We start from the raw sequence: 20,882 nt of genomic DNA, 5'->3' as shown, positions 1-20,882 counted from the left end.
TACATGCTGTCACCTCTCGGCTCTATCATTGCGCTTCTTCTGGGCACCGCATTCCTGCTCACGGGATCGGGCCTTCATGGACTTCTGCTGCCGCTTCGCGGGCAGATGGAAGGCTTCCCGACGGCCTCTCTGGGTGCCTTGGGCGCTGCCTGGGCAGCGGGCTTTGTCGCCGGCTGCTTCATCGCGCCGCGCATCGTGCGCCGCGCCGGCCATGTGCGGGCCTTTGGCGCGTTTGCGGCCTCGGGCGCGATCATCGCGCTTCTGACCGGCATGTGGGTGGACCCGACCGGCTGGGTCATCCTGCGCATCTTCACCGGCTTCACCATGGCCGGCGCATTCATGGTGATCGAAAGCTGGCTGAACGAGAAATCCACCAATGAAAACCGGGGCACCGTTTTCGGCGTCTACATGATGCTGACCTATGCGTCGCTGACCGCCGGACAGATGACGGTGGCGTTCGGCGATGTGTCGAACACGCTCCTGTTCATGACGACCGGCATCCTGTTCTGCATGGCGCTCATTCCCACCGCCGTTTCCAAGGCGGTGAGCCCGCAGCCGCTAGCGCAGGTGACGCTCGACCTCAAGGGGCTTTTCGTGAACTCGCCGGTGGCATTTATCGGCTGCCTCCTTGTGGGCACGGCCAATGGCGCGTGGGGCACGCTGGGCGCGGTCTATGGCGGCGAGATCGGCATCTCAACGCTTCAGATCGCCACGATGATGAGTATTGCCGTTCTGGCCGGGGCCGCACTGCAGCTGCCGGCGGGCCGGCTGTCGGACCGGATCGACCGCCGCTTCGTGATCGCGGGACTGTCGTTCGGTGCTAGCCTTGTGGGGTTCACGATTTTCCTCACCGCACCACGCGACGGCACCTATGTGATCGCGATGACGGCGGTCTATGGCGCTTTTGCCTACACGCTTTATTCGATCATCGTCGCCCATGCGAACGACCACGCTTCGCCGGAAGACTTCGTGAAAGTGGCAAGCGGACTTCTGTTTCTTTATGGCGGCGGAACCATGCTCGGCCCGCTGGTTGGCGGCGTGCTGATGGAAAGCCTGCGCCCGGAAAGCCTGTTCCTGATCACCGCGCTTTCCCATTTCAGCCTTGCTGGCTATGCGCTGCTGCGCATCACGCGGCGTGCCCCGGTGCCGGTGGACGAGCGCGAGGCGTTCAACGCCCTGCCTTCCGAACGCGCCGTGACGCCGCAGGCTGCGGTGCTCGACCCGCGCAGCGACACGGAGGATGCCGAGGACAGCGAGGCGGAGGCCGCTGTCAAATAGGCGTCATGAAACCCGGTATAGGGTGAGCGCATCGGCATTCATGTTGCGAATGCCGGATTGCGGTTTCCAGAATGACGAAGCCCCCGCACCCGGATGACCCGAGACGGAGGCTGAAGGCCCGCAATTGGGCCGCATTATCAAGATCACGAATCAGGCGCGAAACGCGCCTGACCGGCATTCGCTTTTCGGATTGGTCCGGTTTGGGATTGGTCCGGTGCTCCATCAATGGATCAGACCGCCCCTTGCGCATCCGGATGGACGCGCGGCGATCTAGAGCCTTCCCAGTTTTCGTTGGATCGCAAGAACGCTCTAATTCATTGTTTTTGCGCAATTCCGGACGGGAAACCGGTTCCCACTTTTCCTGGGATTGCTCTAATGACGGGTCGCACCTGCCATGATCTTTTCCATCTCGTCCTTGATGGCCAGCTTGCGCCGTTTGAGTTGAGCAATGTCGAGCTCATCGACTGAAGGATGGAGCTTGGCGCTGTCGAGCTCCCGCTCCAGTTCGCCGTGTTTACGCTTCAACTCTGCAAGATGGGATTCAAGAGACATGATTGGGTTCTCCTTTGTTTCCTCGAGAACTCACCGGCCCCTCACCCGCCCGCGGGAACCGGCGATCCAGACAGTGTGCCACCTGAAATGTGGCTTGTCGAACACAGTCTGGTAGCATTTCCTGTAATGCTGAAATGTGCTATAAGCGCGGCCGCTGACGGGCCTGCCTCGACAGCTTTGATCGGCTGCAGATCCGCCCGCCGGATTCAGGCCAGAATCTTGCATATGTGGATCAGCTGACTGTGGTGACATCAGAACAGGAACAGGCGGAAATTCGTCTCGAATTCGCCCGCCTCAAACAGGATCACGCGGATTTCGACGCCGCGATCAACGCGATGATCGCTACGGGCTGCGACCCGCTTCGCATTCAGCGCATGAAAAAGAAAAAGCTGGCGCTCAAGGACCGGCTTCAGGAACTGGAAGACAACATCATCCCTGACATCATTGCGTGACTTGCCTGAATTGCCTGATTTCCTGTCGAATTCGACATCAGGCGGGCGCACGAGGTTGCGGGGAGAGACAGTTTTGACTACAGGCTGTTTTTTGATTGCGAGGGGGCTTGATGGCTGAGCGGACCGCCCGAGTGGCGATAATCATGGGAAGCCAATCCGACTGGGCGACAATGCGCCACGCCGCAGACACGCTGGATGCGCTGGGTGTGGAATATGAAGCGCGGATCGTTTCCGCCCACCGCACGCCTGAACGTCTCTACGACTTTGCCAGGAATGCCCGCGACGAGGGCTTTCAGACCATCATCGCCGGCGCTGGCGGCGCGGCCCATCTGCCGGGCATGACGGCCGCCATGACGCCGCTGCCCGTTTTCGGCGTGCCGGTGGAATCCAAGGCGCTTTCGGGGCAGGATTCGCTTCTCTCCATCGTACAGATGCCCGCCGGCGTGCCGGTTGGAACGCTGGCCATCGGACGCGCCGGCGCGATCAACGCCGCGCTTCTTTCGGCCTCGGTTCTCGCGCTCTCCGACGAAGACCTTGCCGACCGTCTCGATGACTGGCGCGCAGCACAGACGGCACAGGTGGCCGAATATCCGGTAGATTGATCATGAAGGCTCCACTTCCCCAGGGCGCAACCATCGGGATTCTCGGTGGCGGGCAGCTTGGCCGCATGCTTGCCATGGCGGCAGCGAAACTCGGCTACCGCACCATCATTCTCGACCCCGCGGAAAACAGCCCTGCGGCACAGGTGGCCAACGCCTTCATTCATGCGCCCTATGACGACGCCAGCGCCCTGCGCCGGCTCTGCGCGCAATGCGACGTCATCACCTATGAATTCGAGAACGTGCCGGTGGCGACTGCCGCAACGCTGAGCGAACAGCTGTCAGTGTTCCCGCCGCCCGAGGCGCTGGAAACGGCGCAGGATCGCCTCGCGGAGAAGATTTTCCTGAACGCGGCAGGCATCTCGACGGCGCCGTTCGTCTCCGTGGACGGCGATGATGACCTTGCGCGTGGCCTTGAAGACTTTTCCGGCAGCGGCGTGCTCAAGACACGGCGTCTGGGCTATGACGGCAAGGGACAGCGCGTATTTCGCACCGCCACGGCGGCAGATTGTGAGGGCGTGTTTGCCGAGATGGGCGGCGTTCCGCTGATCCTTGAGGCGCTGATCCCCTTCCAGCAGGAAATCTCCGTAATCGCCGCGCGCTCGGTGGACGGGCACATCGCCACCTATGAGCCGGCTCACAACGAACACCGCGACGGTATTCTGCACCGCTCCACCGTGCCGGCCGAAATTGCCCCGCAGACGCGGGCGGCCGCCACGCAGGCAGCCACGGACATTCTCACATCCCTGCAATATGTGGGGGTTCTGGGCGTCGAGTTCTTCGTGCTCGACAATGGCAAGGTGCTGGTCAACGAGATCGCGCCGCGCGTGCACAATTCGGGACACTGGACCGAGGCGGCCTGCACGGTTTCGCAGTTCGAACAGCACATTCGCGCCGTGGTGGGCCTGCCGCTGGGCGACACGAGACGCCACTCGGACTGCATGATGGAAAACCTGATCGGCGACGAGGTTCTGCGCGCAACGGAACTGCTCGCAGAACCCGACCTGATGCTCCATCTCTATGGCAAGACCGACATAAGGCCGGGCCGCAAGATGGGGCACTTCACGCGCCTTACAGGCAGCTGAGATCGCCTTCCTGGCAGTCCACCAGATCCTCGAGCTGGTCTGAACGGTCTTCGGTCAGATCTTCAAGGCACTGCGCGCGGATCATCGGTTCGATGGACCCGCCGCGCACGCCAAGCGTGACCAGATCGCATTCAGCATCGCGAAACGCGATCCAGGCGCGCTGCGCATCGCGCAGAAGCGTGCGCGCTTCCTCATTGCTCTCGTAACGCTTCATGGCGTCGCCATAGCGCGCATTGAGCTTCTTGTCGGCGGCTTGATAGGACTTGCCTGCGCACTGGGTCATGTCGGCCTGCGTCTGCGCATCGTCGCAGTCGAGTTCATCTGCATGAAGGGGAGCGGACGAGGCGAAGAGCAAAAATGCGAATGCTGCAAACGGATACCGGAAATTGCGATATGACATATGAATCTCCATAAAGCTGTGGTCATCAAAAAATCGGGCTGCCTGCAACGTGGAATCGCCGGATTCACCCTCGACAACCCGCCGAAAGGTTGACACAGGCAAGCTTCGTCGTCTATGAGCCCATCGACTTGTGGCGCGCCGGGACAGCGCGCCTTCTCATTTCGGGCCCAACGGCCAACCACGGACAAGAACGATGAAGATCAAAAATTCGCTCAAAGCGCTGAAGACCCGTCACCGCGAAAACCGCATGGTCCGTCGCAAGGGACGCATTTACATCATCAACAAGTCCAACCCGCGCTTCAAGGCACGGCAGGGCTGATCCGCCTGTTCGGGCGGTCTTCACGCGAAATTCAGTTTTCCTTTGGCTGTGCCGCGCCTATGATTGCGGCATGGTCCGATTCACTGTAGCCATTGCCGCCATTTTCATGATGGGTCTGCCGCCTCTTCAGGCGGCCGATGGCAATGAGCCTGTGACCGGCGTTGAAGCGCCGGCGACAGACAGGCAGACGCGACTCAACGCGCTTTTCTCCGACCTCAAAAAAGAAACAAACGAACGGGCCGCACGCCGGATTGCCCTGCGCATTGGCGAAGCCTGGAGCGATTCGGGCAGCGATACCGCCAACCTGCTGATGCAGTGGGCGAATGACGCCGTCAAAGCGCAGGATTTCTCCGTTGCGCTGGATTTTCTCGATCAGGTGACCGTGCTCTTTCCCGATTATGCGGAGGGCTGGAACCGGCGCGCGACGGTGCATTACATGATGAACGACTATGCCCGCTCCATGACGGACATATCGCATGCGCTGGAGCTGGAGCCCCGCCATTTCGGCGCGCTGGCCGGCATGGCGCGCATTCTGCAGGCCACGGGACACGAGCAGCAGGCGCTGACGGCCTATGAGCAGGTTCTGGACGTCTACCCCATGCTGAGAAGCGCACAGAACGCCGTGGCGGAGATTTCCGACGAGCTGGACGGCCAGGGCATCTGACGCGCTCTGTGGCGCGCCCTCGCCCAAGAAACGGCCCCTACGTTTTTCTACCGGCGCATAAAAAAGCCCGACGGGGAAACCCGCCGGGCCGTATTCTTCGTGCCAAGGAGCTGAGCGGGTCAGAGCATTTTCGCTTTTCGTTGAAACGCGAAAACGCCCTAACTCAATATTTCTACGCAATTCCGGACGGAAAACCGGTTCCCACTTTTCCTGGAATTGCTTTAGATCCCGCCCAGACCGTCCGAGCCGATATAAGCAATGCGCAGCATGTTGGTGGCGCCGGGGGTTCCCAGCGGCACACCGGCCGTGACAATCACGCGGTTGCCGGGCTTTGCAAAACCTTCCTCATACGCGATGCGGCAGGCGCGGTTGACCATGTCATCCAGATCCGCCGCATCCTCGGTAACCACGCAATGCGTGCCCCAGACGAGCGACAGACGGCGCGCCGTCTGCACAACCGGGGAAAGCGCGATGATCGGCACCTGCGGGCGCTCGCGCGCAGCGCGCAGGCCCGTGGTGCCCGACGAGGTGTAGGAGATGATCGCCGAGAGATTGAGCGTTTCGGCAATCTGGCGCGCGGCCATGGAAATGGCGTCTGCGCCCGTGGGCTCCGGCTCGCTGCGCTGACCGTTGATGATGGTCGGATAGGTCGGGTCCTGCTCCACCTTGGTCGCGATGGAGCTCATGGTCGAAACGGCTTCGACCGGATAGTCACCGGCGGCCGATTCTGCCGAAAGCATGACCGCATCCGCGCCCTCGAACACCGCCGTGGCGACGTCGGAGACTTCCGCGCGGGTGGGCACGGGAGCGGAGATCATCGATTCGAGCATCTGGGTGGCGACAACCACCGGTTTGCCGGCACGGCGACAGGCGCGGGTGATCTGCTTCTGGATGCCGGGAACGGCCTCCAGCGGCATTTCCACGCCCAGATCGCCACGCGCCACCATGAGCGCGTCGGACAGCTCGATGATCTCGGCCAGACGCTTGACGGCCTGCGGCTTCTCGATCTTGGCAAGCAGGGAGGCCCGGCCGCGCGCGACCTTGCGCACCTCGGCCAGATCCTCCGGACGCTGGATGAAGGAGAGCGCGATCCAGTCGACATCGGCGGAAAGCACCGCGTCGAGATCCTTGCGGTCCTTGTCGGTCAGTGCGCCCATGGGCAGATCGGTGTCGGGCAGGCTGACGCCCTTGCGATCGGAAATCTTGTTGCCGGCGACCACTTCACAGGTGATCGACTTGCCGTCGTTTTTCAGCGCCTTGAGCTGAAGACGGCCATCGTCGATCAGCAGGCGATGGCCCGGCTCCACCGATTTCAGGATTTCGGGGTGCGGGAGGTGCGCCCGCTTTTCGTCACCCGGCTCGGGATTGTCATCGAGCGTGAATTTCTGCCCGACGGAAAGCTCGACGCTCTTGTTGGCGAATGTGCCAACGCGCAGCTTGGGGCCCTGCAGATCGGCCAGAATGCCGATCGGATGACCGACCTTCTTCTCCACTGCGCGAATGCGCCCGACAAGGGTGCGCATCAGCTCGTGGCTGGCATGGCTCATATTGATGCGGAAGACATCCGCACCGGCTTCAAACAAACGCTGGATCGTCTCCTCTTCGGAAGAGGACGGACCGAGCGTTGCGAGAATCTTGACCTTGCGCTCGCGTCTCATCGGGAAGCACCGGTGTTCGTCAGCGTGTTGTTTTCGGCTGGGCCGTCAGTCAAATCCACCATCCAGTTTTCCTGCTCACGCGTGTCGTACTCCTGGAAACCGGCACGCTGGAAGCCCCGCGCAAAACAATCATTGGTGCCGGCTATCTTGAACTCGGTCAGTGCAACGCACATCTGGACCGATCCCTCCCAGCGGCCACCGCTCGCGGCGTCCTCTGCGTAGAGATAGTAATAGCGCGACTCCAGGGGCCCCTCGATCAGGGTTTTGCAGCTCGATTTCTCGATCCGCCACCAACCCTCGCTCACCCAGCCCGAGCCGGTGCGATAGCCAATGGCCACGCCAACGAGGTTTTGTGTGGAGTTGCAAACACGGAAGTCCGCAAATGCCGGTGTGGGCGCAAGGAATGCGCCTCCCAGTCCGGCAGCGGCGACCAGCAGAAAAGCCCCCCGGCGTTTCGCGCGCGACGCCCGTCGAAGCATTTTTGGTAACCTTGAATTCGACTTGAGCATATTTTCCTTTTCGGCAATGTCCGTGCGCCTGTCAACGCGGCAATGTCTGCCGCGCGTGTTTTCCGTCACAGCCATTGCAGAACGCAGCACATCATGAAAGGAGAAGTCTAGACTGCGATAAGCGCACATTTATGACCTCTCCGCATGTCTTCGGGAACGAATCCATGACTGCCAGCACTTATACATCTCCTTTCGAGATCATTCGTGGCGATTCGGCCCCGGGAGAGAGCATGGGGCTCGTTCTGGTTGCGGATCATGCCAAACGGGACTTGCCCGAGCGTTACGACGCGCTCGGCCTGCCGGAGACGGAATTCGAACGCCACATCGCCTATGACATCGGCGTTGAGGCGGTAACCCGCGCGCTGGCCCGGATCACCGGTGCGCCCGCCGTTCTGTGTGGCTTTTCCAGACTGCTGATCGACCCGAACCGGGGCATCAACGACCCGACACTGATTCGCCAACTCTATGACGGCACGATCATTCCCGGCAATTATCCGCTGAGCCCGGAAGAACGGCGCGACAGGCTCGAACGCTATTACCTGCCCTATCACGATGCGGTGGCAAAGACCGTGGAACAGGCGGCGGACGCGTTTCAGGCGGCCCCGCTGATCATTTCCATGCATTCGTTCACGCCCTTCATGAAGGGGCGTCGGCGACCGTGGGAGGTGGGGCTTCTGTGGGACCGCGACGACCGCGCCACGATCCCGCTGATGGAGGCGCTGAAAGCCGGCGGCGACCTGACCGTGGGCGACAATGAGCCCTATGACGGCGCATATCCCGGCGACACGATGCACCGTCACGCCACGGAGCGGGGCTTTGCCCATGCGCTGATCGAGATCCGGCAGGACCTGATCGGCGATGAGGCAGGCGCAAACGCCTGGGCGGAACGGCTCGCCCCATTGCTTCTAGAGATCAACGCACGGCCCGAGATGCACGAGGTGAAGCATTTCGGATCGCGCTCGGACCATTCGTGAAGGAGAACGCCATGACCACGCTGAGCGAGGAGAAAAAGCGCGACCTGGAAGCAGCCGCATTCCGTCGCCTGCTCGACCATCTGCGCACCCGCACCGACGTGCAGAACATCGACATGATGAACCTGGCCGGTTTCTGCCGCAATTGCCTGTCCAACTGGTATCGGGACGCCGCCGAGGCGGAGGGCATTGTGCTCTCGAAGGAAGAATCGCGCGAGATCGTCTACGGCATGCCCTATGAGGAGTGGCGTTCGAAATATCAGACCGAGGCGACCGCAGAGCAAAAGGCCGCCTTTGAAGAGAACCGCCCGAAGGACCACTGAGCGGCGCAACACCATGGCAGGAGCGGCGCGGGCCGCAACGCAAATGCCTTGACCACCGGGCGTAGCTGGGGCATCGAACCTGCCACGCCTCAACGCCCCGAGTCGCGGGCTTTAGAACAATCGACCGGAGTTTCGCATGTCCGACGACATCACCACCGAAACCGCAGATACCGTTGCCGCTGGCCAGCTTCGCGCCTTTATAGAGCGTGTCGAGCGCCTCGAAGAAGACAAGAAGACGGTTTCGGAAGACATCAAGGAAGTCTACGCCGAGATGAAGGCCAATGGTTTCGACACCAAGGCCGTGCGCAGCATAGTGCGCCTGCGCAAGAAGGATCAGGCGGAGCGCCAGGAAGAAGAGGCGATGATCGACCTCTACAAGGCCGCGCTCGGCATGGAATGATTTCGGCCACAGGCCGGACATGAAAAAGGGCGGCTCCGGGCCGCCCTTTCTTTTTGCCTGCAGTTATCTGCGGCAGATGCCCTATTCGATGTCGAAGGAGACACCCTGCGCGAGCGGCAGTTCCTTGGAGTAGTTCACCGTGTTGGTGGCGCGGCGCATATAGGCCTTCCACGCATCGGAGCCGGATTCACGGCCACCACCGGTTTCCTTTTCGCCGCCGAACGCGCCGCCGATCTCCGCACCGGAAGTGCCGATATTGACGTTGGCGATGCCGCAGTCGGAACCGCGTGCGCTGAGGAATTCCTCGGCCTCGCGCATATCGGTGGTGAACACGCAGGACGACAGGCCCGCACCAACCGCGTTGTGAAGCTCGAGCGCGTCATCGAAGTCGCTGTACTTCATCACGTAGAGGATGGGGGCGAAGGTTTCTTCCAGAACGACGCCGGCCTGTTCCGGCATCTCGACGAGAGCCGGATGCACGTAATAGGCGTCTGCATCGCCGCTGTCGAAACGCTGGCCGCCAACAACCTTGCCGCCGAGCTTCTTCGCTTCTTCAATCGCGTTCTGCATGTTGTCGAAAGCGCCCTTGTCGACCAGCGGGCCGACCAGGGCATCCGTGGTGAGCGGGCTGCCGACGGAGACCGATTCGTAGGCCTTGCGCAGGCGCGGCAGCAGCGCGTCATAAACGGATTCGTGCACGAACAGGCGGCGCAGCGTGGTGCAGCGCTGACCGGCGGTGCCCATGGCGCCGAAGGCGATGGCGCGCAGCGCCATGTCGAGATCGGCCGAGGGGCAGACGATGCCGGCATTGTTGCCGCCGAGTTCCAGAACCGCGCGGGCGAAACGCTTCGCCAGACGCGGGCCGACTTCGCGGCCCATGCGGGTGGAGCCGGTGGCGGAGACCAGCGGCACTTTCGGATGGTCGACCATGACCTCGCCAACGGCGCGGTCGCCGATGATGACGGTGAGCAGGTCCGCCGGCGCGTCATCGCCAAAGCGGGCAACGGCGCGCTTGAAGATCGCCTCGCAGGCGAGCGCCGTCAGCGGCGTCTTCTCGGAGGGCTTCCACACAACGCTGTCGCCGCAGACCAGCGCCAGCGCCGAGTTCCACGACCAGACGGCGACGGGGAAGTTGAAAGCGGAGATGACGCCGACAACGCCGAGCGGATGCCAGGTTTCCATCATGCGGTGGCCGGGGCGCTCGGTGGCGATGGTGAGGCCATAGAGCTGGCGCGAGAGACCGACGGCGAAATCGCAGATGTCGATCATCTCCTGAACTTCGCCGAGACCCTCGGAGCGGATCTTGCCGACCTCGATGGAGACGAGGCGACCGAGATCGTCCTTGGAGGCGCGCAGCTCTTCGCCAAGTAGGCGCACGAGTTCGCCACGGCGCGGACCCGGCACATTGCGCCAGGCCTTGAAAGCGGCATGCGCGCGCTCGATGGCTGCTCCGGTATCAGCAGCCGAGATGGACGTGACGGCGGCGATTTCCTCGCCCGTGACCGGCGTGCGCACGGTCAGATCGCCACCGGCAATCGCCTTCTCATCCACGCCGAGGCGCTTGAGGAGTTCGGTTGTTTCGTTCTTGACGTTCATGGGTGCTTCGCTCCCTCGATTATCTTTCTGTATTCATGCGGGCGTCAGGCGATGCCACCTGACTGCAAAATGCTCTGAAAGCCGCGCGGCCGGACGAGCCTCTGGCGGGAATGTAGGAAGACCGGGCGGTCATTGGAAATGGAAATTCGGACTGTATTCATGATGGACGGTCATGCTTTCCCTGCCAATCGGTGCCGGAAAGGCACAAGACCCCCGTCACGGCAGGTTCAGACCTGCGCGACGATCCACGCCACGAACGCGTCTGCCGAGGGGTTCTCCACGCCAAGCGGCTGAACCAGAAAATAGGCGTTCTGGGTGGCGAGCGACGTATCTCCGATCTGCACAAGAACGCCGGAGCGCAGTTCTTCCTCGATCAGATAGGCAGGCACCAGACCGGCGCCGAGCCCGGCAGTTGCGCCTGCAATGACCATGGTGAACTGGTCGAACTGCTTTCCCGGTAGCGCCGGCACATCGCCGACACCGGCCTCGCGCATCCAGTCAGCCCACGCGCCGGGACGGCTCTGGAGATGAAGGAGCGGGGCGTCGAGCAGGTTCTCGGGAGCCTTGACGCCGTGTTTCTCAACAAAGGCCGGCGATGCGACGGCGATCATCGCCTCGTCGCACAGCTTGGTGAGGCGGGCGTCCGGCCAGTTGTCGCGGCCGAAATGGATCGCCACGTCGAAACGCTCATGGGCGAGATCGAACGGATTGATGCGCGCCATGAGATTGATGCCGATGCCCGGATGCGCCTTTTCGAATTCCGGCAGGCGCGGGATCAGCCAGCGGCTGGCGAAGGTGGGCAGGCTGGCGACATTGAGCGTTGCGCCCGCCATGCCGGCGGCGATGGCGCGATGCAGGGTCTGCGTGATGCGGTGCAGATCGTCTTCCAGCGCATCGGCAAGGTTCTTGCCGGCCGGGGTTAGCACGACGCGCCGGCCCACACGCCGGAACAGGCTGAAGCCGAGTGCCGATTCCATGTCGCGGATGTGGCGGCTGACGGCGCTCTGCGTGAGGTTGAGCTCTTCGGCGGCCAGCGTGAAACTCTGGTGCCGCGCGGCAGACGCGAAGCTGCGCAAAACGGAGAAGGAAGGCAGAAAACGCCGCGCGAACCTGTCCACCATCGTCGAAAGCATGCCTCCCCTTTGCGCCCTGCACGCGACCCTGTGGTCACAAGGCCCGCACTTGCCGGTGCGTGGCCATTCTGCTCCGGTTCCCCGGAACACGTCAGCTTCTTATAGACGCCTGCCGGGCGAAATCACATAGACGATGCGCATTTCGCACATGCCGGCTAAAGGAGCCGGTGACGAGAGCGTTCCCGCTTATCGTGGAATTGCGAAAACGCTCCAATTCATTGTTTTCTACGCAATTCCGGACGGAAAACCGGTTCCCACTTTTCCTGGAATTGCTTCAGGCCATGGCCAGGATGCTGCGCGCACTCTCTTCATCGGTGATGAAGACCGTCGGCTCAACCAGCTTCATTGCGCCGATCAGCGCGTCGATCTTGTCTTCACCGCCGGAGGTTAAGATGCGCATGGGCGCGCGGCGCAGGCGATCGACATCGACGGACATGACCCGGTCATTGATCGGGTGGTCAACCAGTTGACCGTCGAGATCGTAGAAGTGGTAGAGAATGTCGCCCACCGCGCCCTTTGCTTCGAGGTCAGAGCGCACCTCTTCGGTAAGATAGCCGCCGCGATAGAAGGTGGTGGCGGAAGCGAGCCCGCCGACGGAGACGATGACGGCGTCGAGCGTATCTGCGAGCGCCAGAATTTCGTTGAGGCCGCAGCGCTCGATCAGCGCCGTCTTGGTTTCGACGCTGTCGACAACGGCGGGTGCGGGAATGAGATAGCCGTCGCCCTGGAAGGCGCGCGCAAAGCGCCAGGCGAATTCAGCCGGGTTGAAGCGACGGGCGACGCCGACACCGCCGAGAAGCGAGATCACTTTGAAGTCGGCCAGCGGCCGGGCGCGAATGAACGGGAGCGAGCCGAACAGCGTGCGCCCCCACCCGACGCCCACCGACATGCCGGCGGCCATGACGTCGGACACATAGCTGCCGGTCGCGGCGCTGACGGCGGGAATGGGATCCGCCTCGGGATCGGAGAGCGGCGCGACCACGGCGCGCTCGAGGCCGAAGCGCTGCTCCAGCGCACGTTCGATCCGGGTGATCTCGGCCAGATCGCCCTCAATGGTGATTTTCACCTCATTGCGGGCGCGCGCATCGGCCAGCATGCGCACGACGCTGACACGCCCGATGCCGAGAATCTCGGCGATCTCGTTCTGCGTCTTCTGCTCGACGAAATACATCCAGGCGGCGCGGACACGCAGCCGGTCGGTTTTGCTGGTTACGCCTCCCTTGCGGGAAGTCATTGCAATTTCTCCAGAACTGGTCGTACCGGCGGGCTGATTGTGTACCTTCGCCTTGCTCATATGGCCTTCCTGCGTATTTCCCCGGGGCGGTCACAAGCATGTCGCTTGATTTCCAGAGAGACCAAAACAATGATGTCGCCATCCGGTCAATGGCCGGCGGCAGAAAACTAATTACTTGAGGATAGCATTTTATGCTTCGTGATGCCTCGGAAGACATGGCGCTTCATCTTAAGGACCGCCTGCGTGATATCCGCGATTTCCTGCGTGCGCATCGCCACGAAAAGCAGGGCGCGGCTTCGGAAAAGCGCGGTTTTACAGACATCGAGAAGCTTCTGGGGCGGGCCGTCAGCATGGTCGACGACACGCTGACACTGGCCGAAACCGCCTCCCGCACGGTGCTGCCCGGCGGGCAACAGCCCGAACTGGTCATAAGACCGCTGGTCGATTATTTCGGCGCCGACCCGATGGAAGGCGAGCGCGCGTTCCGGCGCCACATGTATCGCGCGGCAAAGGCGCTGGCGGCCACGCTGGAAGACCGCGAGCCCCCGGCCATGCGCGAAACGACCTTCACCGGAGCGCATGAGACGCTCCGCCAACGGCAGGGCCATGTGCTGCTGGCGCTGAAGAACGCGAAGACGCCCGAAGCCATAAGGCCGCTTCTGGCGGGCCTGCTCGCGCATCTGCTTCAGGAAATCTGCCGCACCGCGCTGAGCGACCCGGCAATGCCTGCCGCAGCGCAGAACGCCGAGACCTGCATCATCGTGTTTGCGCCGGGGCTTCTCGCCTCGGGACTGGCGCTGTTCGACGAAAGCCTTTCCGCATCGGACCTGCTGGACATCGCCACGCTGGCGGTTGCCGCACGCCGGGAGCGGATGGCGCGCAGCCTTGAGGCCGATCAGCCGATTGCCGATCTGACGGCAATCTTCGAAAGCCTGCTCACGCATCTGCCCTAGGGTCCTGACCCTAGAGCGCTTCCGCTATTCGTTGAAGCGCGAAAGCGCTCTCATTCATTGCTCTTACGCAATTTCGGACGAAAAACCGGTTCCCACTTTTCCTGGAGTTGCTCCAAGATGGCAAAAGACCGGCCAACCGCATCTGCGGCAGCCGGTCTTCAAGTCTTCGATGGTCAGGGGAAGCGCACCTGACCGGAGCGCTGCTAGACTGCCTTTTCGAACAGCTCGGAAAGCTGCTTCTTGGTGGCCTGCACCGAAGCCGGGCTCATGCTGAGCTCGGTCAATCCCATGCGAATGAACTCGGGGATCAGATCGGTGCGCGCGGCGGCCTCGCCACACATGCCGATCTCGATGCCCGCCGCGACCGCTGCCCTGGCGGCCTGCTCGACCGCAGCCATGACGGCTGGATGGGCGGCGTCGTTCAGGTTGGCAACCGACGGGTTCAGGCGGTCCGCCGCCATCACATACTGCGTCAGATCGTTGGTGCCGATGGAAAAGAACGCGACCTCCTTCGCCAGCGCTTCCGCGCCGAAGACGGCAGCCGGCGTCTCGATCATCACGCCCAGCGGGAATTCGCCATGCGCAACGCCCTCGGCCTTCAGCTCGGCGGCGCATTCATCGATCAGAACACGGGTGCGGCGCACCTCTTCAACGGTCGAGACCATGGGCAGCATCACGCGCAGATTGCCATGAACGGCAGCGCGCAGCAGCGCCCGGAGCTGAACCTTGAAGATGTCGGTGCGGTCGAGGCACATGCGGATGCCGCGCCAGCCAAGGAAGGGGTTTTCCTCTTCCGGGAATTCGACGCCGGAGATCGGCTTGTCGCCGCCAATGTCGAGCGTGCGCACGATGACCGGGTGGTCCGGGAAAGCGCGGGCAAGCTCGGCATAGGTCTCGGCCTGCATGTCCTCGGACGGCAGGTGCATGTGCCGCATGAAAAGAAGCTCGGTGCGGAACAGGCCAACGCCCATTGCGCCGGCTTGCTGAGCGGCCTCGACCTCTTCGAGCGAGCCGAGATTGGCCGCCACCTGAATGACCGCGCCATCGGCGCGGCGCGGCACCACATCCTTGTAGACCTTGAGCGCTTCCCGCTCGCGGGCGGCAGCGCCGATCATCTCTTCAAAGCGCGCACGGGTGGCCGCGTCGGGTTCGACAACGACCTGTCCCGTGTGACCGTCAATGGCGGCTTGCTTCGCGTCGCGCAGTTCGTTGACGGCCTCGCCGAGGCCGAGCACTGCGGGAATGCCATGGGTGCGGGCGATGATGGCCACATGCGATGTCGCGCCGCCATGGCCACAGACCACGCCGCCAAGACGCTTGAGCGGCGCACGCGCCAGATCCCATGCGCCAATGTCCTCGGCGACGAGAATGGCCCCTTCGGGAATGTCGTCGAGGCGCGCATCTTCCTGACCGAGAAGCGTGAGGCAGATCTGGCGGGCAATGGCCTCCATATCCTCGGCGCGCGCGGCCATATAGGCGTCGTCCAGCTTGCGGAAATCATCGGCCAGGCGGGAGGATGCGGCGATGACGGCGGATACGGCGTCGAGACCGCCATCGATGGCGGCAAGCGTTTCGTCGCGCAGCGCATCATCGGAGGCGATGTCGCGCAGCGCCGCGACGATGCCGCGATCGCTTTCCTGCATGCCATCGGATGCAAGCGAACGGTCGAGTTTTTCCTGAAGACGCTGGATCGCTTCCGCGAAGCGCTGCTTTTCCGGCTCGATTTCGCCGGCGGAAAGCGTCGTGTTGTTGGGAACGATCTGCTGCGGGAAATGCGCGAAGACAGGACCGAGGCCAAGCCCGGCGCTGGCGGCAACACCATGAAGGCCGCCATCGGCGACCAGAGGCGCAGCCGGTGCGGCAGGCGCTGCGGGCGCAGGCGTCTCGGCGGCGGGCGCCTTTGCGGGCTCGCCCACGCCTTCCTCGACACCCGACATGGGGTTTTCAAGATAGGCGATGAGGGCATCGACGGCCTCAATGGCGTCGGCGCCATCGGCGCGAATGGAAACTTCGTCGTTTTCCTTCACACCAAGCAGCATCAGCTTCACCGAGCTCTTGGCGCTGACAGCCTTTTCGCCCTTGATAATTTCCACATCGCTTTCGAACCCCTTGGCGAGGCGCACGAAGCGTGTGGCGGGACGGGCATGCAGGCCATCCTGCACTCTGACGATGGTCGAGCGTTCCATAACGGTCTCGTATCTGTTGTTCAGTTCGTTACGGCGTTATGCGCCGATGGTGATGACTGCATCCGTCTTCAGGGCTGCAACAAGCGTTGCCGGCTCGACGACGGAGGCGCAGATCTCGCCCGGACGCTCCACGGCGTTCGCGCCATTGAAGTTCACAACCACATGGCCGATCTCGCGCACCTTGTTCCAGGCGGCTTCGCCCATGGCGGTGATTTCGGCGGTCACATCGCCCACGGTAACGCGGGCGCCAGCGGCCGGCGCGGCATCGGACGGACCTTCCTGCACCGCATGCAGAACGGAAACCTCGGCAAGTTCCTCCGGCGCGCCGTCAGCGAAAAGAATCAGGACACCGCCTTCCGCCAGATCCGCGACTTCGGGACCGACTGCAGTAATACGCGTTTTGAGAAACACCGACATTCAAATAACTCCATGCAAACATTCGTTTCGGGAAGGGCGGCCGCCCAAACGACGACCGCCACCCCGTTGTTTTAAAGAACCAGCAGGCTGACGCCCCAGGCAATGGCCACGGAAACCGGTCCCATGACCTGACGGCTCAGAAGCACCGCAGGGACACCGATCTCAATGGTCTTGGGTTTCGCTTCGCCGAGGGCCAGGCCCACCGGAACGAAGTCACAGCCTACCTGCGTGTTGTAAGCGAACAGCGCAGGCAACGCCATGGCCGGTGAGATCGTGCCGTTGGCAATCTGCGGTCCGATGATCGCCACGCCGATCACCTGCGCGATGACCGCGCCTGGCCCGAGAATGGGCGACAGGAACGGCAGGCCGCAGATGGCCGAGATGATGAGCAGGCCGATAATGTTGTTGGCCAGCGGTCCCATCGGCTCGGCGAGAATGTCACCGATGCCCGTGTAGAGGATCAGACCGATCAGCATGGTCACGAAGGCCATGAAGGGCAGCACGTTGCGCACCACCTGGTCGATGGTGCGGCGACCGGCGTTGAAGAACACGCCAACCACATTGCCCATCACGCGGCCGACGCTGCTGATGAGGCCGACAAGGCCGCCTTCCTCGGTGGCCGGCGCCGCAGCCGGAGCACTCTCCGGCTCTGAAGACGCGGCCGCGCCGCCAGCGACAGCGGCCGCTTCCGTGCCGTCGGCCATCTCGATGTTCTCCGGCGTGACGCCCGAGACATAGATGTCCTCGGTGATGAACTGGGCAAGCGGGCCTGCCTGGCCGACCGGGGTCAGGTTGACGGTGGGAATGCGCTTGCGCGGGTAGACGCCGCAGCGGGCGGTGCCGCCGCAATCGACGACCACGACAGCCATCTCGCCTTCAACGGGCGGGCTCTTGAAACCGTCAACGGCTTCACCGCCCGTCATCTCTGCGATGCGCTTTGCGACGGGGTGGATGCCGCCGCCGGTGACCGACACGATCTTGTTGCGCTGGTCCGTCGGTTCGATCACGAGCGGACCGCCCCAACCAGACGAGCCCCTGGAGATCTTTACTGCTTTGTATGTTTTAGCCATGTCCTGCGCCTCCCCTAGAGCTCAACGCCCTGGCGGCGCGCCAGGATGGCCGTGATCCGCTCGGTCAGCATGCCCTTGAGCAGGATGACGAGGAGACCGACCAGCGCGTACCAGATGGCCACGGTGATGTGATAGCCGATGGGCACGACGCCCTGGCTCTCAAGCTCGAGCAGAGCGACGAGAATGCCGCCCCAGACGAAGTACTCACCCGGGTTGATGTGCGGGAACAGGCCGAGCGGCGGGTGCACATAGGACACGGCGGCGTCGTAGAATGCCGGCTTGTGCTTTTCCTCAAGGAACGAGCCGAAGGTGTAGGCCATCGGGTTCGTGAGGAAGAAGACGGCGAGAACCGGAAGCACCGTATAGCGCGTGAGCGCGATGCGGCCGGCGCTCTGGGCAAGGCCGTGAACGCGCTTCTCGCCCACCAGTTCGGTGATGGCGTAGAAGGCGGTCATCAGCACGACCAGCGTCGGGATGATGCCGGTGACGAAGCCAGCAAAGACCTCGCCGCCCTTCTGGAAGATGCCGATGAAGTACTTGCCGGCGGCGGTGAGCCAGCCGAGCTGTTCTTCCTGGGCAACCGAGTCCAGCTTCTGCCGGAACTCTTCGACCGAAAGGTCGGTGCCTGCCTGAGCAAGCACGACCAGATCGTTTGTCGCCGCCTTGGCGGCGAGTTTGCCGTGCAGTGCGGCATCACCCGCCACCGCGCCGGCCATATGCAGCCCCTGCATCGCCGTATCGGCGTGCTGGGCCATCATGGAAATGACAGACATAGTCCTCCCTCTCTATTCTGCTCACCCCGGTAATTGAGCCCCGGTGAGCGCGCAGTCCCGTATGTCATGCTTTTGAAGCGGCCAGAGATTGCCGAAGCGGCGGCTCCTCGCCTGCCCGCGTACGGTCTATCTGAGCAACCGCCTGCGTAATTGCCGCGGTCAGCCCCGGCTGCTTTTCTCCGAAAAGCGCCGGTTCGGCCCGCAACTGATCAAGGGTCATGCCCTCGAACTGCTCATGTCGCTTGAATTTTGCGAAGACGGAGCGGCCACTCATGGTCAGGATCCGGCGCACGGCGAGATCCGGCGAAACCACGACGATGGCAATTGCACCGCGTTTCAGGAAACGGCCGTGAAATGCGCCCGTGCCGACGAAACCATCCGCATATTTCTGCGTGATGCCTTTAAAGACGTCGGAATAGTGACGCATCTGCAGCCACACGCCGTAGGACTGTAGCGCCCATACGACTGCGAGGAGCAAAAGCCCCCATTGCCATAGTGCCATCAGGCATTACCTCCCGAAACGCTCTTCCCAAGCGTACGCACGTCAACACACTTAATAATCCTGAAATTAAGAACATTTGTTTTTTGAAATGTCAAATTGTATATTCCTTCAAATACGTGGATCGCGGCTTATTTGATTGGAACCGACATGCCGCATGTTATGGTTCCGGCTAAGGAGTTCACCCGTTGGATCTGGATTTCAAGAACGAACTTGCAGTCATGCCCGATTTACGCCACCGGCTGCGCCAGTTGCGCTGGTTTCGCACGACCTTTCGCGGCAATGCGAAGGCTGTGACGCAGCATTACGGTGTCGTGTTCGAGGTGGATGAGGAGAAGCTCACCCGCGTCTTTCTCGACTGGGTGGAGATGGTCGATGCGCAGAAGGCCTATGCCCGGCTCGACCGTGGCGATTTCATCATCTATGCCGCCGGCCTCGCGCTGAAGGAGATGATCCGCCATGCGCCGGTCACGGTGACGCCGGAAAGCACGGTGACGGGCGACGCGGAGAATTCGGAGATCGTCAAATTCTGGCCGGAGGGCTTTCTCTACACGAACTACTGCGTGTGCGCGATTGCCGCCATCTTCGAGCAGGAATTCGGCGAAGCGCCGCGCCTGGCCCGCTGTGCGGACGATCTGCGGACCTGGTGGTCCTACCGCGAGAACACGCGCGAGATGCCGGCCTCGGCCGTCGCCTTCCTCGACCGTTTCCTTGGTGCGGAGCCCAACTGGGTTGCGCCCGATCTCGTGGAAGGGCGGATCGCCATGCGCAACGCCATCGAAGCCGGGCGCAAGAGCATCGAAGCACCCTCGATCTTCCCTGACCCGGCGAGCTAGATCGCAGGGTGTTTTCAACTGACGAAAAAATGCCCTAAAGGGCGGCATTCATTCGCCACGTTGAAACGCAGCCTCCCCCTCAGCCCCGAAAGTCCGGAGTTTTCATGACTACCCCCCTGATCATATTCGATTGCGACGGTGTTCTCGTCGACAGTGAACCGCTTGCCGCAATCGCCTATGAGCGCGTTTACAACAAGCACGGCCTGGCGCTGAAACGCGAGATCGTCGGCCAGTGCATCGGCATGAAACAGGCCGACATCATCACCCGCATCGAAGAGCTGACCGGCTTTGCCTTCCCCGCCCATGCGGATGGCGACATCTGGCTGGAGACGAAGGCGCTGCTGGAAGAAGAACTTCAGCCGACGCGCGGCATCGTGCCTTTCCTGAGCAATCTGAAGACGCCGCGCTGCGTCGCTTCCTCATCCTCCATGGAGCGGATTGAGCTCAGCCTCGGGGTCTCCGGCATTGCCGATTTCTTCGGCGACGACGTGTTCAGCACCTCGATGGTGAAGAACGGTAAGCCTGCCCCGGACATCTTCCTGTTCGCTGCGGAGAAGCTCGGCGGCGCTCCGGCCTCCTCCGTGGTGATCGAGGACTCGCCCTTCGGCGTGCAGGGGGCCGTGGCGGCCGGCATGACCGCCATCGGCTTCACCGGCGGCAGCCACACATTCGACGGCCATGGCGAGAAGCTCAGCGGTGCGGGCGCACACGCGGTCTGCGCAAGCTGGGATGAGATCGAAGCGGAGCTGAGGCAGCGCGGCTTCATCGGCGAGGCGGTGGCGGGCGCTTAAAACCTCTCCACGCTTCCGGAACGGCTTCCGGGCAAAAGAAAAGGCGCTGCCTGTGATGATGGCAGGCAGCGCCAGACGCGGTCAAAGTCGTTTTCGGTATTCTTCAGGCGGTGCGCCGTTTCATGAGAACGGCGGTCCGCCTTTCTTTTTGGTGGGCTTCCCCGGTGGCGAGCCCCCAAGCCGA

At 62.5% G+C, this 20,882-nt stretch carries 24 protein-coding genes; 12 read left to right on the top strand and 12 right to left on the bottom strand.

Annotated elements, in window-relative coordinates; genetic code table 11:
- The first annotated feature begins 3 nt into the window (after positions 1-3).
- The gene (locus AC4PTT_RS02095) at positions 4-1,278 is read left to right on the top strand and encodes an MFS transporter (RefSeq protein WP_299940651.1); all 1,275 of its coding nucleotides are present in this window, start codon (positions 4-6) and stop codon (positions 1,276-1,278) included.
- Between the two features lie 372 nt (positions 1,279-1,650).
- On the opposite strand, the gene AC4PTT_RS02090 is transcribed toward AC4PTT_RS02095, so the two are convergent.
- On the bottom strand, positions 1,651-1,830 hold the full coding sequence (locus tag AC4PTT_RS02090; RefSeq protein WP_113153500.1) for a YdcH family protein: 180 nt from the start codon (positions 1,828-1,830) through the stop codon (positions 1,651-1,653).
- Between the two features lie 227 nt (positions 1,831-2,057).
- Here AC4PTT_RS02090 and AC4PTT_RS02085 point away from each other — a divergent pair, with 227 nt between their 5' ends.
- The 3 genes from AC4PTT_RS02085 to AC4PTT_RS02075 all read left to right on the top strand — a co-directional run bounded on the left by AC4PTT_RS02085 (position 2,058) and on the right by AC4PTT_RS02075 (position 3,966).
- Positions 2,058-2,282: a YdcH family protein gene (locus AC4PTT_RS02085; protein ID WP_222474041.1), complete on the top strand. Its 225-nt coding sequence runs from the start codon at positions 2,058-2,060 to the stop codon at positions 2,280-2,282.
- A 110-nt stretch (positions 2,283-2,392) separates the two neighbouring features.
- Positions 2,393-2,884, top strand: a complete 492-nt coding sequence (gene purE / locus AC4PTT_RS02080; protein ID WP_113153501.1) for a 5-(carboxyamino)imidazole ribonucleotide mutase — start codon at positions 2,393-2,395, stop codon at positions 2,882-2,884.
- 2 nt (positions 2,885-2,886) lie between these two features.
- The gene (locus tag AC4PTT_RS02075; RefSeq protein ID WP_492162019.1) at positions 2,887-3,966 is read left to right on the top strand and encodes a 5-(carboxyamino)imidazole ribonucleotide synthase; all 1,080 of its coding nucleotides are present in this window, start codon (positions 2,887-2,889) and stop codon (positions 3,964-3,966) included.
- On the opposite strand, the gene AC4PTT_RS02070 is transcribed toward AC4PTT_RS02075, so the two are convergent.
- Entirely contained in the window at positions 3,953-4,366 is a 414-nt protein-coding gene (locus AC4PTT_RS02070; RefSeq protein ID WP_206545659.1) for a lysozyme inhibitor LprI family protein, read from the bottom strand. The genes AC4PTT_RS02075 and AC4PTT_RS02070 overlap by 14 nt on opposite strands.
- A 193-nt stretch (positions 4,367-4,559) precedes the next feature.
- Here AC4PTT_RS02070 and ykgO point away from each other — a divergent pair, with 193 nt between their 5' ends.
- Both ykgO and AC4PTT_RS02060 read left to right on the top strand, forming a co-directional pair.
- A complete protein-coding gene (gene ykgO / locus AC4PTT_RS02065) occupies positions 4,560-4,685 on the top strand; it encodes a type B 50S ribosomal protein L36 (protein WP_007008283.1) in 126 nt (41 codons plus the stop codon).
- Positions 4,686-4,755: 70 nt separating this feature from the next.
- Positions 4,756-5,349, top strand: a complete 594-nt coding sequence (locus tag AC4PTT_RS02060; RefSeq protein ID WP_206545658.1) for a tetratricopeptide repeat protein — start codon at positions 4,756-4,758, stop codon at positions 5,347-5,349.
- 221 nt (positions 5,350-5,570) lie between these two features.
- Here the strand turns inward: AC4PTT_RS02060 and pyk are convergent, their stop codons facing one another.
- Both pyk and AC4PTT_RS02050 read right to left on the bottom strand, forming a co-directional pair.
- Entirely contained in the window at positions 5,571-7,007 is a 1,437-nt protein-coding gene (pyk, locus tag AC4PTT_RS02055) for a pyruvate kinase (protein ID WP_113153504.1), read from the bottom strand.
- Positions 7,004-7,516, bottom strand: coding sequence for a DUF1036 domain-containing protein (locus AC4PTT_RS02050; RefSeq protein WP_113156077.1), 513 nt, complete (start codon positions 7,514-7,516; stop codon positions 7,004-7,006). The genes pyk and AC4PTT_RS02050 overlap by 4 nt, the downstream gene beginning before the upstream one ends.
- Before the next feature lie 164 nt (positions 7,517-7,680).
- Here AC4PTT_RS02050 and AC4PTT_RS02045 point away from each other — a divergent pair, with 164 nt between their 5' ends.
- From AC4PTT_RS02045 to AC4PTT_RS02035, 3 genes are all read left to right on the top strand, one after another.
- On the top strand, positions 7,681-8,490 hold the full coding sequence (locus AC4PTT_RS02045; RefSeq protein ID WP_113156078.1) for an N-formylglutamate amidohydrolase: 810 nt from the start codon (positions 7,681-7,683) through the stop codon (positions 8,488-8,490).
- An 11-nt stretch (positions 8,491-8,501) separates the two neighbouring features.
- The gene (locus tag AC4PTT_RS02040; RefSeq protein WP_162742213.1) at positions 8,502-8,810 is read left to right on the top strand and encodes a DUF1244 domain-containing protein; all 309 of its coding nucleotides are present in this window, start codon (positions 8,502-8,504) and stop codon (positions 8,808-8,810) included.
- A gap of 136 nt (positions 8,811-8,946) precedes the next feature.
- The gene (locus AC4PTT_RS02035; RefSeq protein ID WP_113153506.1) at positions 8,947-9,210 is read left to right on the top strand and encodes a DUF2312 domain-containing protein; all 264 of its coding nucleotides are present in this window, start codon (positions 8,947-8,949) and stop codon (positions 9,208-9,210) included.
- Between the two features lie 81 nt (positions 9,211-9,291).
- Here the strand turns inward: AC4PTT_RS02035 and amaB are convergent, their stop codons facing one another.
- The 3 genes from amaB to AC4PTT_RS02020 form a co-directional block, all read right to left on the bottom strand.
- Positions 9,292-10,806 carry an L-piperidine-6-carboxylate dehydrogenase gene (gene amaB / locus AC4PTT_RS02030; protein ID WP_492162018.1) on the bottom strand — a complete coding sequence of 505 codons (1,515 nt, stop codon included), beginning with the start codon at positions 10,804-10,806 and terminating at the stop codon, positions 9,292-9,294.
- 227 nt (positions 10,807-11,033) lie between these two features.
- The gene (locus AC4PTT_RS02025; protein WP_224873547.1) at positions 11,034-11,939 is read right to left on the bottom strand and encodes a LysR substrate-binding domain-containing protein; all 906 of its coding nucleotides are present in this window, start codon (positions 11,937-11,939) and stop codon (positions 11,034-11,036) included.
- A 274-nt stretch (positions 11,940-12,213) separates the two neighbouring features.
- Complete coding sequence (locus tag AC4PTT_RS02020; RefSeq protein ID WP_224924899.1) at positions 12,214-13,173, bottom strand: sugar-binding transcriptional regulator; 960 nt, start codon at positions 13,171-13,173, stop codon at positions 12,214-12,216.
- A 191-nt stretch (positions 13,174-13,364) separates the two neighbouring features.
- Here AC4PTT_RS02020 and AC4PTT_RS02015 point away from each other — a divergent pair, with 191 nt between their 5' ends.
- The gene (locus AC4PTT_RS02015; protein WP_492162017.1) at positions 13,365-14,126 is read left to right on the top strand and encodes a hypothetical protein; all 762 of its coding nucleotides are present in this window, start codon (positions 13,365-13,367) and stop codon (positions 14,124-14,126) included.
- Positions 14,127-14,329: 203 nt separating this feature from the next.
- On the opposite strand, the gene ptsP is transcribed toward AC4PTT_RS02015, so the two are convergent.
- The 5 genes from ptsP to AC4PTT_RS01990 form a co-directional block, all read right to left on the bottom strand.
- Positions 14,330-16,312, bottom strand: coding sequence for a phosphoenolpyruvate--protein phosphotransferase (ptsP, locus tag AC4PTT_RS02010; protein ID WP_492162016.1), 1,983 nt, complete (start codon positions 16,310-16,312; stop codon positions 14,330-14,332).
- A 36-nt stretch (positions 16,313-16,348) separates the two neighbouring features.
- Positions 16,349-16,729 (bottom strand): PTS glucitol/sorbitol transporter subunit IIA, encoded by a 381-nt coding sequence (locus AC4PTT_RS02005; RefSeq protein WP_206545652.1) that lies wholly within the window; start codon positions 16,727-16,729, stop codon positions 16,349-16,351.
- Positions 16,730-16,800: 71 nt separating this feature from the next.
- On the bottom strand, positions 16,801-17,799 hold the full coding sequence (srlE, locus tag AC4PTT_RS02000; RefSeq protein ID WP_492162015.1) for a PTS glucitol/sorbitol transporter subunit IIB: 999 nt from the start codon (positions 17,797-17,799) through the stop codon (positions 16,801-16,803).
- A gap of 14 nt (positions 17,800-17,813) precedes the next feature.
- A complete protein-coding gene (gene srlA, locus AC4PTT_RS01995) occupies positions 17,814-18,572 on the bottom strand; it encodes a PTS glucitol/sorbitol transporter subunit IIC (RefSeq protein WP_113153512.1) in 759 nt (252 codons plus the stop codon).
- Between the two features lie 64 nt (positions 18,573-18,636).
- A complete protein-coding gene (locus AC4PTT_RS01990; RefSeq protein ID WP_492162014.1) occupies positions 18,637-19,074 on the bottom strand; it encodes a transcriptional regulator GutM in 438 nt (145 codons plus the stop codon).
- A 185-nt stretch (positions 19,075-19,259) separates the two neighbouring features.
- Here AC4PTT_RS01990 and AC4PTT_RS01985 point away from each other — a divergent pair, with 185 nt between their 5' ends.
- Together AC4PTT_RS01985 and AC4PTT_RS01980 are read left to right on the top strand one after the other, a co-directional pair.
- Positions 19,260-19,907 (top strand): hypothetical protein, encoded by a 648-nt coding sequence (locus tag AC4PTT_RS01985; protein WP_492162013.1) that lies wholly within the window; start codon positions 19,260-19,262, stop codon positions 19,905-19,907.
- A 104-nt stretch (positions 19,908-20,011) separates the two neighbouring features.
- Positions 20,012-20,698 (top strand): HAD family hydrolase, encoded by a 687-nt coding sequence (locus AC4PTT_RS01980; RefSeq protein ID WP_113153515.1) that lies wholly within the window; start codon positions 20,012-20,014, stop codon positions 20,696-20,698.
- Positions 20,699-20,882 lie beyond the last annotated feature (184 nt).

Source organism: Nitratireductor sp. WH36-1 (assembly GCF_058725515.1).
This window is presented reverse-complemented; position numbering and strand designations above follow the sequence as displayed.